The sequence below is a fragment of the Streptomyces sp. NPDC054863 genome (assembly GCF_053610825.1).
In genome coordinates this window covers 1-11,911 of record NZ_JBSGZD010000247.1, presented here as the reverse complement: position 1 = coordinate 11,911, position 11,911 = coordinate 1, and the positions used below count along the sequence as shown (strand labels likewise).

Annotated in this window: 11 protein-coding genes; 5 read left to right on the top strand and 6 right to left on the bottom strand. The window is 71.0% G+C overall.

Features of this window, described 5'->3' with window-relative positions; translation table 11 throughout:
* Positions 1–30 precede the first annotated feature (30 nt).
* Complete coding sequence (locus tag ACWGIG_RS30315; RefSeq protein WP_453324886.1) at positions 31–780, bottom strand: pyridoxamine 5'-phosphate oxidase family protein; 750 nt, start codon at positions 778–780, stop codon at positions 31–33.
* 23 nt (positions 781–803) lie between these two features.
* Here ACWGIG_RS30315 and ACWGIG_RS30310 point away from each other — a divergent pair, with 23 nt between their 5' ends.
* A complete protein-coding gene (locus ACWGIG_RS30310) occupies positions 804–2,147 on the top strand; it encodes an aminotransferase class I/II-fold pyridoxal phosphate-dependent enzyme (RefSeq protein WP_453324885.1) in 1,344 nt (447 codons plus the stop codon).
* 17 nt (positions 2,148–2,164) lie between these two features.
* On the opposite strand, the gene ACWGIG_RS30305 is transcribed toward ACWGIG_RS30310, so the two are convergent.
* Entirely contained in the window at positions 2,165–3,172 is a 1,008-nt protein-coding gene (locus ACWGIG_RS30305; RefSeq protein WP_453324884.1) for a DMT family transporter, read from the bottom strand.
* Positions 3,173–3,209: 37 nt separating this feature from the next.
* On the opposite strand from ACWGIG_RS30305, the gene ACWGIG_RS30300 reads away from it, so the two are divergent.
* On the top strand, positions 3,210–4,115 hold the full coding sequence (locus tag ACWGIG_RS30300; RefSeq protein ID WP_453324883.1) for a LysR family transcriptional regulator: 906 nt from the start codon (positions 3,210–3,212) through the stop codon (positions 4,113–4,115).
* A gap of 26 nt (positions 4,116–4,141) precedes the next feature.
* Here ACWGIG_RS30300 and ACWGIG_RS30295 read toward each other — a convergent pair whose 3' ends face one another.
* Complete coding sequence (locus tag ACWGIG_RS30295) at positions 4,142–4,618, bottom strand: pyridoxamine 5'-phosphate oxidase family protein (RefSeq protein ID WP_453324882.1); 477 nt, start codon at positions 4,616–4,618, stop codon at positions 4,142–4,144.
* Positions 4,619–4,706: 88 nt separating this feature from the next.
* Between ACWGIG_RS30295 and ACWGIG_RS30290 the strand changes: the two genes are divergently transcribed.
* A complete protein-coding gene (locus ACWGIG_RS30290; RefSeq protein WP_453324881.1) occupies positions 4,707–5,354 on the top strand; it encodes an isochorismatase family protein in 648 nt (215 codons plus the stop codon).
* Here the strand turns inward: ACWGIG_RS30290 and ACWGIG_RS30285 are convergent.
* Genes ACWGIG_RS30285 through aspT form a run of 3 tightly spaced genes read right to left on the bottom strand, consistent with a single transcriptional unit; the run spans position 5,342 to position 10,324 of the window.
* Positions 5,342–6,898, bottom strand: coding sequence for a phosphatase PAP2 family protein (locus ACWGIG_RS30285; protein WP_453324880.1), 1,557 nt, complete (start codon positions 6,896–6,898; stop codon positions 5,342–5,344). The genes ACWGIG_RS30290 and ACWGIG_RS30285 overlap by 13 nt on opposite strands.
* A 39-nt stretch (positions 6,899–6,937) precedes the next feature.
* Positions 6,938–8,587, bottom strand: a complete 1,650-nt coding sequence (locus ACWGIG_RS30280; protein ID WP_453324879.1) for a bifunctional aspartate transaminase/aspartate 4-decarboxylase — start codon at positions 8,585–8,587, stop codon at positions 6,938–6,940.
* Positions 8,588–8,641: 54 nt separating this feature from the next.
* A complete protein-coding gene (aspT, locus tag ACWGIG_RS30275) occupies positions 8,642–10,324 on the bottom strand; it encodes an aspartate-alanine antiporter (RefSeq protein WP_453324878.1) in 1,683 nt (560 codons plus the stop codon).
* Positions 10,325–10,547: 223 nt separating this feature from the next.
* Between aspT and ACWGIG_RS30270 the strand changes: the two genes are divergently transcribed.
* Both ACWGIG_RS30270 and ACWGIG_RS30265 read left to right on the top strand, forming a co-directional pair.
* On the top strand, positions 10,548–11,222 hold the full coding sequence (locus ACWGIG_RS30270) for an HdeD family acid-resistance protein (protein ID WP_453324877.1): 675 nt from the start codon (positions 10,548–10,550) through the stop codon (positions 11,220–11,222).
* 132 nt (positions 11,223–11,354) lie between these two features.
* A complete protein-coding gene (locus ACWGIG_RS30265) occupies positions 11,355–11,780 on the top strand; it encodes an Hsp20/alpha crystallin family protein (RefSeq protein ID WP_453324876.1) in 426 nt (141 codons plus the stop codon).
* Positions 11,781–11,911: the final 131 nt, after the last annotated feature.

Genomic DNA, 11,911 nt, shown 5'->3' with positions numbered 1-11,911 from the left:
TCCCAGGGATGGATCAGCACGGCCGGCCCCTCAGCGGGCGGAGAGGTAGTCGGGGAGTGCGACGGCCGGGTCCAGGTCGTCGGCGGGGATCGGCGTGCCGTGGCCGTGGGTGAGGGGGACGACGCCGGTCCAGTGCGGGAGGGTGGCGTCCTCGGGCTCGTCATTGGGCGGGCCGGTGCGGACCTTGGCCGACACTTCGTCAAGATCGAGTCGGAGTACGGCGGTTGCGGCGAGCTCCTTGGCGTTCGCGGGGCGCGAGTCGGCGGAGCGGCCGGGGACGACGTGGTCGACGAGGGCGTCCAGTGCGATGCGCCGTTCCTCCTCGTCGACGACCGGGCGGGCCGTGCCGTGCACGACGACGGACCGGTAGTTGATCGAGTGGTGGAAGGCGGAGCGGGCCAGTACCAGGCCGTCGACGTGGGTCACGGTCAGGCAGACCTCGATGCCCGGGGCGTCCTCGGTGCGCCCGGCGCCGCGCAGCGGTCGCGAGCCGGTCGAGCCGTGGACGTAGAGGCTGTCGCCGATCCGGCCGTAGAGGGTGGGCAGGACGACAGGGGCGCCGTCGCGGACGAAGCCCAGGTGGCAGACGTACGCCTCGTCGAGTATCGAGTGCACCAGCTCGCGGTCGTACGAGGCGCGCTCGGGTGAGCGGGTGGGGACGGTGCGGTCGGTGGGGACGTACGACTCCGGGGCGGCGGCCGTCGCGGCCGGTCCGGCGGAGGCACCCGCGGCGCTGTCGGGGGTGCTCTCCTGAGGGGCGTCCTGCATTGCGCTCTCCATTGCACTAGTGCATACTGGCTTTTGTGCTAGGAGAGTATCGGATCAGTGGCAGGCGTGCGTCGGAGATTTCCGAGAGTGTGGAACGGGCGGTGGGTGAGGGGGAACTGGAACCCGGCCAACTCCTCCCGCCCATGCGGGAGTTGGCGGTTCAGTTGGGCGTGAATCCCAATACGGTCGCGTCCGCATACCGGACTCTGCGGGAGCGCGGAGTCATCGAGACGGCCGGGCGAAGGGGCAGCCGCATCAGGGCGAGGCCCGTCAGTACCGCACGCGAGTCGATCAGGGCGGACATCCCGGAGGGTGTACGGGACCTCTCGAAGGGCAACCCCGACACCGCACTGCTGCCGCCGCTGCGCGATGCGCTGCGATACGCGGCCGAGCAGGCCGACGCGAAACCCGGGCTGTACGGGGAGGAGGCGCTGGACCCCGAGCTGGCGCGGCTGGCGCGGGCGGACTTCGATGCAGCGGGGGTTCCTGACGGGCCGGTCGCCGTCGCGTCGGGCTCGCTGGACGCGATCGAGCGCGTGCTGGCCGTACACCTGAAGCCCGGGGACACGGTCGCGGTGGAGGATCCCGGGTGGGGCGCGATGCTCGACCTGGTTCCGGCGCTCGGGCTGCGGGCCGTGCCGGTGGCGGTGGACGACGAGGGGCCGCTGCCGGGCGAGGTGGAGCGGGCGCTGCGGGGCGGTGCGCGGGCGGTCGTGGTGACCGCCCGGGCGCAGAACCCGACGGGAGCGGCGGTGAGCGCGCAGCGGGCGGCTGCGCTGCGGGAAGTGCTGGCGGCCCATCCGACGGTGCTGCTGGTCGAGGACGACCACGGGCACGGGATCGTGGACCTGCCGGTGCACGTGCTGGTCGGGGCAGGTGCGGGACCGTGGGTGTTCGTACGGTCCGTGTCCAAGGGGTACGGGCCCGACCTGCGGGTCGCCGTGCTGACCGGCGACGCGGTGACGATGGACCGGGTGCGCGGGCGCCAGCGGCTCGGTCCCGGGTGGGTGAGCCGGCTGCTGCAGCGGGCGGTCGTGCGGCTGTGGACTTCGGGAGTGGTGGACGCGGGCGTCGTGGCCCGGTCGTACGGGGAGCGGCGGGACGCGTTGATCGCGGCGCTGGCGGAGCGGGGGGTGCGGGCGCACGGGCGGAGCGGGATGAACGTGTGGGTGCCGGTGGCGGACGAGACGGGGGTGGTGGCACGGATGCTCTACGCGGGGTGGGGAGTGGCCCCGGGGGCGCGGTTCCGCATGGCGGCGGGGGCGGGGGTCCGGCTCACCGTTTCCACACTGGGCATGGGCGAGATCGGCGTGGTGGCGGAGGCCGTGGCGGCGGCGATCGGACCGGGTCCTGAGGGGGAGGGGCGGCGCTACGGGTGAGGGGGTCCGGTCCGGAGTCAGGCGGGGCGGGGCTTGGTCTGGGTGAGGGCCGCGCCGGTCAGCACGATGAGGGCGCCCACGGGGGTGTTCCAGGAGAGGGGTTCGGAGAGCAGGGTCACTCCGGCGATCGTGGCGATGACGGGGATGAAGTAGGTGACCATCTGGGCGGTGGTCGGGCCGATCTCCGACACCAGGTTGTACTGGAGGAGCATCGCCAGGCCGGTGCCGAGCGCGCCGAGTGCCACGACGGAGAGGAGGGGCAGCAGCGGGAAGGAGCTCGGGAGCGTGGTGAAGAGAGGCGTGACGACAGCCAACTGGGCGGTGGCCAGGAGGAGTTGTGCGCCGGTCATCGAGAGGGCCGGGTCGGTGCTGCCGGCCAGGGTGCGGCGCAGGTAGATCCAGCCGATCGGGTAGCTGAGCGAGGCCAGCAGGGCCATCGCCGTGCCGGTGAGGTCCAGGCCCGAGAAGCCCTGCCAGGCGCCCAGGACGGTGAGCACACCGAGGAAACCGAGCCCCAGTCCCGCCACGCGGCGGCGGGTGGGACGGTCCTCGGAGAGGGCGACCAGGGAGAGCGCCATTCCCCAGAGCGGGGAAGTGGCGTTGCAGATGCCTGCGAGCGTCGAGGGGATCGTCAGCTCGGAGTAGGCGAAGAGCGAGAACGGCAGCGCGTTGAGGAAGAACGCGGCGACCGTGAGATGACCCCAGGTGCGGGCGGAGCGCGGCAGCCGGGTGCGCTTGACCGCCATGGCCGCCACCAGGACGAGCGTGCCGAACAACAGCCGCCCGAAGGTCACTTGGAACGGCGCGTACGCCTCGGTGCCGACCTTGATGAAGAGGAAGCTGAAACCCCAGATGAGGGCGAGCGCGGCGAAGCGGATGCGCCAGTCGACGCTGCGGCGGCGGGCGGGAGCCGGGGTGCCGGCGGGCGCGGGGGCGGGAGTGGGCTTCGGCTCGGAGGTGCGGTGTCGAGCCGCGGTCACGGGGGTCATGGAGGCAACGATGGCGGTCTTGATCTCGTAGCACAAGCAAGTTCTGTTGGACTGACTGCGTAGTATTGCTTACATGTTGAATCTGGAGCGGCTGCGCACCCTCGACGCCCTCGCCCGGCACGGTTCGGTCAGCGGCGCCGCCGAGGGGCTGCACGTCACCACGTCCGCGGTCTCCCAGCAGATGGCCAAGCTGGAGCGCGAGGTCGGCGAGCCGCTGCTCGCCAAGAACGGGCGCGGGGTGCGGCTCACCGAGGCGGGACGGCTGCTCGCCGGGCACGCGGCCCGGATCCTCTCCCAGGCCGAGCGCGCCCAGTCCGACATCGAGGCCCAGCGCGGCAGGGTCGTCGGGGACCTCGCGCTCGCCGCGTTCCCGACCGCGGCCCGCGGTCTGGTGGCGTCCGCGCTCGCCGCGCTGCGGGACCGGCACCCCCAACTGCGGGTGAAGATGCGGGAGGTGGAGCCTGACGCGGCGGTACGGGGCGTGGTGCGCGGCGACTACGACCTCGCCGTCGTCCTCGACTGGTACAACAAACCGCTGTCCATGCCGGCCGGGCTCGCCAAGCGTGAACTCCTGGAGGATCCGGCCGACGTGGCGATGCCCGCCGGTCACGCGCTCGCCGGGCGGGACGAGGTCGACCTCGCGGAATTCGCCGACGACGACTGGGTGACCTGGGCGGAGGGCGAGTTCTGCCACGAGTGGCTGCTGCTCACCCTGCGCGGAGTGGGTGTGGAGCCCCGGCTCGCGCACGTCGCCGAGGAGCACGCCACCCAACTCGCCCTGGTCGAAGCCGGGTTGGGGGTGTGCGTCGCGCCCAGGCTCGGGCGAGGACCCGTGCCCGACGGCGTGAGCGTCGTCCCCGTACGGCATGCGATGCGGCGGCACGTGTACGTGGTGTGGCGCGCCGACGCCGACCGGCGGCCCTCGATCAGGGCGGCGGTGGAGGCGCTGGCGGCGGCCGGGGAGAAAGTGGCGAGCTAGGCCGCCCTTCTTGCTGAAGGGCCCCGCTACAAGGCCGACAGCTTGCGGAAGTCCCAGGAGGCGATCGCGTCCGGAGTCAGCCGCAGCCAGGCGTGCCGGCCGTCGTGCGGCATCTGCGTCATGCCGAAGTACTTCTGGGTGAACAGCCCCTCGGGAAAGTCCAGTTCGGGGCATCGCTCGCCGGTGCGCGGCGCCTCGCCGACGAACTCCGCGGTGCCGGAAAGCTCCACGCCGCGCAGCTCCCCGTACTCGATGCCGTCGTCCACGACCACCGCGAGCCGGGGGTCCTTGCGGAGCTGGGCCCAGCGACGGCTGCGGGTGATCGAGTACAGCCAGAGCGAGGATCCGTCCCAGACGAACCACAGGGCGCCGACGTGCGGGGCGCCGTCCGCGGAGACCGTGGCCACCCGGCAGACGCGCTGCTCGGCGAGGTACGTGTCGCGCTCGGCGTCCGTCATCATGATGCTACGGCCCCGGCGCTGTGTGTGGTCCGTGGTGGCCATGCGGTCTCCCCTGGAAGAGTTCTGATGTGACGTCAGAGATCATGAGGGCTCTTCCTTCGGTACGCAATGGCCGCTACCCTCGCGCGCCATGTCGGCATACGAACGACTCGTGGCACAGCTCGAACCCGCCAGCGCCGTACTGCTCACTGTGGAATGCCAGGAAGGCGTGGTCGGTGCGGACAGTGCGCTGCCCGAACTAGCCACGCAGGCACGGAAGTCGGGGGCCCTCGACAACATCGCGCTCCTGGTCGACGCCGCGCACCGGGCCGGCGTACAGGTGCTGCACGCCGTCGCCGAACGGCGGCCGGACGGGCGCGGCGCGAACCACAACGCGCGCCTCTTCCGCGCGGCGCAGCGGCTCCCCGTCCAACAGCTGACCGGGACCCCGGCGGTACGGGTCGCCGCCCCCATCGAGGTGGCCGACTCGGACCTCGTGGTGCACCGGCTGCACGGCCTGTCACCGGTCGCGGGCACGGAGGTGGACGCACTGCTGCGGAACATCGGGTGCCGGAACGTGGTCGTCGTCGGGGTGTCCGCGAACGTGGCGATCCCCAATGCGGTGTTCGACCTGGTCAACCTCGGATACGGGGTGGTGGTGCCGGCCGACGCGATCGCGGGCGTACCGGCGGACTACGTGCCGGCCATGGTGCAGCACACCCTCGCCCTCGTCGCGACGGTCGCGCCGACGGACGAGGTGCGGGGGTGCTGGCTGCGGACCGGGGCTCAGGATTCCTGACCGGGGCGGCGGCCGGTGCGTTCGCTCGCCGCCGCCGTGGCCGTGCGCAGCTGCCGGCGGATCTCGCCGAGGTGCTCGGCCGGGCTGTAGACCGTGAGCGCCGCACGGGACTTGGAGAGCAGCAGGGTGTCCGGGGCGGCTGCCGTTTCGCCGTCGTACGCGAGGAGTTCGACGTCCTGGAGCTTGCCCACCTCCAGCCGCCCGACGCGTTCGGCGTGGAAGACCCGGGAGCGGTTCAGGGCGCCTGCGAGTGCGGAGATCACCAGGCGCGTACGGGCCAGGCGGGCCGCCGCGTCCACGGTACGGACGTCCAGGAGGCCCTCGTCCAGGTGCGGGCGGTGCGAGGGGGCGAGGTTGTCGGGGAGGTAGTGGCCGTTGCCCGCGAACAGCAGCCACAGGGAACGGGGTTCGCCGTCGAGGGTGACGTCCAGGGGTGAGGCGTCGCGCAACACGCCCACCAGGGACACCGCGGCGGCAGGCCACTTGCCGATCCGGCCCTCCAGCCGCTCGCGCCGCTTCACCAGCTCCGGGTAGAAGCCGATGCTGAAGGTGTTCACGAAGTCGGTGACGCGGCGGCCCTCGCCGTCCGTGACCCGGGCCAGGTCCACCCGGACCGCCTCACCGTGGTGGATCGCGTGGGCGGTGTCCTCGAAGGTGGCGGCGTCCGCGTCCAGCGCGAAGTGGTTCAGGGTGCCGCCAGGGAACACGGCGAGCGGCAGTCCGGCTTCGGCGGCGCGCGCCGCGGCTGCGCTCACCGTGCCGTCGCCGCCGCAGACGCCCAGGACTCCGGCCAGTTGCCCGGCCCGTACGACCGCCTGGTCCAGGACGTCGGCGAGGTCGGCGTCCGCCTCGCGCACGAGGATCTCGGCCTTGGGGAGGAGCAGCCGCAGGTGCTCCTCGGCGGGAAGGCGGCCCGGAACGCCCTTGCCCGAACCGGAGTTGACGACCACGACCAGGCCCTCGCCGTGGGGGAGCGCGGGCGCCTCGACGCGCGTGCGTCCGTCGCGTACGTACGGAGGACGGGGCGGCCACCAGTGGCAGGTGACGGCGGCGGCGGCCACCCCCAGCGCGCACCCGGCGAGCACGTCACCGGGGTAGTGGACGCCGATGTACACCCGGGAGAACGCGACGGCGGCGGCCACCGGTGCGAGGAGGGCGCCGTAGCGGGGCGATTCGAGGGCGACTCCGGCGACGAAGGCGGCGGCGGACGCGGAGTGGCCGGAGGGGAAGGAGGAGGTCCAGGGGGCCCTGGTGGGGAGCCGCACGAAGGGGACCGCGTCGGTGAGGGGCCTGCGGCGGCGGACGGCGTACTTGGCGACGGCGTTGGTGGTGAGGGAGGCGAGGGCGAGGGAGCCGACGCCACGGCGGGCGGCGCGGCGGGCGGTGGGGCCGCCGGCGGTGGCCAGGACCGCTGCCGTGGCGAACCAGAGGCGGCCGTGGTCGGCGGAGGCGGAGAGGGCGGGGAGGAGGCGGTCGGCGCCGGGGAGGTGGGCGGAGGCGACCTTGTCGAACCAGCGGTGGTCGAGGCGGCTGAGGCGGGTCATGGGGCGTCCGTTCCGAGGCGGGGCGGGTGGTGGGAACGGTCAGCTCTGGGAGGCGTGCCACTCTGCTACGTAGTCGTTGAAGATGGTGCGCAGGTGGTGGCCGATCTGGAGGTAGTCGAGGTCGTCCAGGTTGGCGAGGGAGGCGCGGACGGACCACTGGGGGCCGTCGAAGCCGCCGCCGTTGAGGAGGACCACCGAGGTCTGCTCGGCGAGGCGGAACAGCGGGTCGACCGGGTCGTAGTTCTTCTCCAGGAAGTCCGCGAACGCCTTGCCGTGGGTCCGTTCCGCCTCGGCGAGGAGGTCGAGTTCGATGTAGTAGGCCGCCCGCCCGGGGTCCTCGGCGATCTTCATCCGGGCGCCTTCGAGGAGCAGTTGGAGGCGGCGCTGCACGATCGCGCGGATGCGCTCCTTGTACGCCTGGCCCTCGTCCAGCATGTCGAAGAGCGAGAAGAGGGCCATCATCACCTGCTGCGGGAGGGAGAGGCCCGCGGTGTGGTTGAGGGCGACCTGGCGGGAGTCGGCGACCAGACGGTCGATGAACCTGATCTTCTCGGGTTCGAGGGAGAGCGTGCTGTAGCGCTTGTCGAGACGGTCCTTCTGGTCCTGCGGCTGCGCGGCGAGCATCGCGTCGATGACGTTGTCGTCGTGCAGGCCGATCACGCCGAGGCGCCAGCCGGTCGCCCCGTAGTGCTTGGAGTACGAGTAGACGAGGAGCGTGTTGCGGGGCAGCTCGGCGGCGATCGAGCGGAAGCCGTCCACGAACGTGCCGTACACGTCGTCGGTGACGATGACGAGATTCGGGTTGGCGTCCGCCACGATCTGCTTGATCTGGTCGGTGACCCGCCGGGAGAGCGCCAGGGACGGCGGGTTGCTGGGGTTGACCAGGCAGACCATCTTGATCGAGGGGTCGGCCAGCTTGGCGACCTCCTCGGTGGGATAGCGCCACTCGCGCACCCCGCTCTCGGCGAACATGCTCGCCTCGACGAGCACCACGTCGAAGGCGTACGTGTCGAGCTCGGGGATCTCCAGGTACGGGGTGAACTCCGGCACCATCAGGGCGATCCGGTCGCCCTTGCGCAGGATGCCGTTCTTCATGAGGGAGTCGAAGACGTAGCACATCGCGGCCGTGCCGCCCTCGGTGGCGAAGATGCTGAGGTTGTCCGCCGGGGGGTTCTTGGCGAACATCTCGTCCTGGAGGTAGCCGCGGACGACCTTCTCGCAGTGCGTCAGCATGCGGTCGGGGCTCGGGTAGTTGTCGCCGATCGTCGAGTCGGCCAGCTCGTGCACGAACGCGTCCTTCTCGAAGCCGAAGCGCTTCACCGCCAGGTCGACGCTCGCCTTCAGCATCTCGATGCCGGGCAGTTCCGGGTGCGTACGGACGAACTTCTCGAAGCGCTCGCCGCAGCCCGGCTCCTCCGGCATGCCGCCCAGGTCGTCGGCGGTCCACACCCGGCGCGACTCGCTCAGGGCGAAGTAGCCGAGGGCGTAGTACGCCTCGCGGGGGCCTGTGGCGACCCAGTTGGGGTTGCCGCGTCCCGCGTTGAGCATGGTGCGGGCGGCCTTTCCCTTCTGTCCCGGCTTGTCGGCCTGCGCGGATTCGGCGAGCTTGATGAACTCGGCCTTCAGCTCGAAGGGGCTCAGGGAGGAGAGACGCTGCATCTCCTCGCGGCTGTACGTGGACTTGGGCACGGTGCAACTCCCGGTAGGGGCAAGGGTGTTCAGGAATCGAGAAACGGTCGTGGCTCAGGCCCCCAGGACACCGACCAGGACGGGGCCGGTCAGGGGGAGGAGGAAGTTGGAGAGGGTGTACGTGATCGTGTAGCCGAGCATCGGCACCGAGCTCTGTGCCGTCTGGGTGATGGAGGTGATGGCCGGGGTGGAGCACTGCTGTCCTGCGATGGCGCCGATCAGCAGGGGCTTCTCGATCTTCAGGAGTTTCCGTCCGACGATCAGCGACAGGGTGGCGGGCACCAGCACCATGGCGATGCCGGCGAACGGCAGCAGCGCCCCGTACTGCTTGAGCAGCGGCCACGCCTGCGGCCCCGACACCAGGCCGGTACAGGCGATGAAGAGCGCCAGGCCCATGTCCTTGAGCGTGGTCGCGGCCTGCGGCGGAAAGGCGCCGAAGGTCTGCGAGCGCGAGCGGAACCAGCCGAAGAGCAGTCCCGAGATCAGGCAGCCGCCGCCGGTGCCCAGCGACATCGGGATGTCGCCCGCCTTGATCACGAGCTGGCCGATCAGTGAACCCACGACGATGCCCAGGCCCAGGTAGATGAAGTCGGTGGCGTCGTTCTTGACCACCGAACCGATCTTCGCGACCAGCTTGGTGAGCCCCGAGCGCGCGCCGACCAGGGTGAGTACGTCGCCCCGGTGCACCACCGTGTCGCCGGTGGCCGGGAGGTGCTGGTCGTTGCGCAGGAGGTCGGTGACGTACACCCCGTCCTTGAGGAACTCGGGGTTCTGCTGCTGGAGCTGGTCGATGGTCAGGCCGTGCGACGCCTTGTCGGTCACGGCGACCTGACGGGTGGCGAGCGGAGTGTCCAGACCGGGGATCCCGGGGGTCTCCGGGCCGATGATCCGGCCGGCCTCGATGGTGTGGGAGCGCCGCCCCACGATCAGGACCAGGTCGGAGAGGGTCAGCCGGAGGCCGGGCGCGGAGGGGAGCAGCTTGCTGCCGCGCTTGACGGCCTCGACCGTGATCCGGCCGTCGAGGCTCGATTCGAGGTCACCGATGGTGCGGCCGTCCGCATGGGTCACCAGATACGTACGCCCGACCAGGCCGGGCAGCGCCGCACGCTCGTCGGACTCCAGGCCGTGACCTCCGCCGCCGCGCATCTTCTCCCACAGCTCGCGCGAGGCGTCGGCCAGGTTGATGCGCATCAGCATCGGCATGATCTGGCTGGTGTAGAGGACGATCGTGATCAGGCCGAAGAGGTAGCAGACGGTGTACGCGGTGGCGACGTGCCCCTGGTACTGGGTGATCTGCGCCGGGGACAGGTCGCCCAGCTTGCCGATGGCCTCGGTCGCCGTACCGACGACCGCGGACTCCGTGGCGGCGCCGGCCAGAATGCCCGACGCGGTGCCGACGTCGAGGTCGAAGGCCTTCGCGAGTCCGTAGGCGATGCCCAGGACGCTGACCAGCTCGATGAAGCAGAGCGCGAAGAAGCGCAGGCTCTTGCGGTTGAGGTTCGAGAAGAACTGCGGGCCCGCCATGTAGCCCAGCGAGAAGATGAAGAGCGCGAAGAAGACGTTCTTCACGTCGCTCGAAATCTGCACCTCGGCCCACGCGCCCATCAGCAGGGACACGATCAGCGTGCCGCAGATGCCGCCGAGCGTGATGGGGCCCACGCGGAGCTTGCCCACCAGATAGCCCAGCGCCAGGCACAGGAAGAGCGCCAGCTCCGGATGGTCCTTGAGAACGCCCATATGTCGTCAGACCCCCACGAGAGGAAGCGGGCAAATCATGATTTGTCGCTCAAAGTAGCAACGCGATGACGAGTCGGCATTTTTCGGGGCCCGGGCCTCCGGTGCTGCTTGCGGCTCGCGGTGCGGGTCCGGTGACTGTTTGTTGTAGTGGATTCGACCGGTGGTCCACCGGTCGCGCGGGTCGCGGGCAGGCCCGGCACTCCCTCCCCAGAGGAGTCACCCCATGAGCACGGACCAGAATCCGCCCCCGACGCCGCCCCCGACGTCGACGCCCCCGCCTTCGTCGGCCCGGCCCCCGGGTTCCGGCGAGGCCCCGCAGTGGGGCCCGCGCCCCGAGGAGGGACCGCTGCACCGGCTCGGCAGAGGAGCCTGGCAGGCCGTGCTCGCGGCCGGAGTCTCCGCGTTGGTCCTCGGCGTCGTGGTGCTCGCCTGGCCCGGCAGGACCCTTCTCGTCATCGCCGTGCTCTTCGGTGTGTACCTGCTGGTCAGCGGTGTGATGCAGCTGGTCGCGGCCTTCGGCACGCACGTCTCCACGGCGCTGCGGGTGATGGCCTTCATCAGCGGCGCGCTGTCCATCCTGCTGGGCCTGCTCTGCTTCCGCAGCGCGATGCAGTCGCTGCTGCTGCTCGCCCTGTGGATCGGCATCGGCTGGCTGTTCCGCGGCATCACGCAGACGGTGGCCGCCGCCTCCGACCCGGAGATGCCGGCCCGGGGCTGGCAGGTCTGCCTCGGCATCATCAGCGCACTCGGCGGGATCGTGCTGATCACCTCGCCGCTGGACTCGGTCGCGGTCCTCACCGTCATCGGCGGCTGCTGGCTGCTCGCCCTCGGCATCGTCGAGATCGTCACCGCGTTCCGCATCCGGGCCAAGGCCCGTCGGGTCCCGCACACCCTCTGAGGGGGCGTCGAATACGTTGGTCGGCCTTTGCGGGCAACTTAGTTGAGGGAAGTCTTGTCAACTTTCTGATGGCCCGCTATATAAGAAAACGTAGGGCATCGCACCCGATGACAAGAGAAGGAGAGACCAGTGATGCTCATGCGTACCGACGCCTTCCGGGACCTGGACCGGCTCGCCCAGCAGTTCTGGGGCACGGCGGCACACCCGGCGGTGATGCCGATGGATGCCTACCGTGCGGGTGAGGAGTTCGTGGTCCACTTCGACCTGCCGGGCATCGACCCCGAGACCATCGACGTGGACATCGAGCGCAACGTGCTGACCGTCAGGGCCGAACGCCGCTCCCTGGCCCCCGAGGGCGCGGAGATGGTCGCCTCCGAGCGCGCCACCGGACTGCACAGCCGCCAGCTCATCCTCGGTGACACCCTCGACACCGAGCGGATCGACGCCTCGTACGGCGGGGGTGTGCTGACCCTGCGCCTGCCGATCTCGGAGCGGGCGAAGCCCCGCAAGATCGCCATCAGCGGGTCCGGCGGGGAAGCACGTCAGATCCACGCCTGAGCGGCACGGTCCCGGATCCTGCCGGTGGGCCCCGTCCGGATCACCGCCCGTCGGTGAACGTCCCTTCGCCCAGGTGACCCGGCCGACCGGTTGTCAGTACGTTCAGCAGGCCTGCGCAGGCCCTCCAGGGG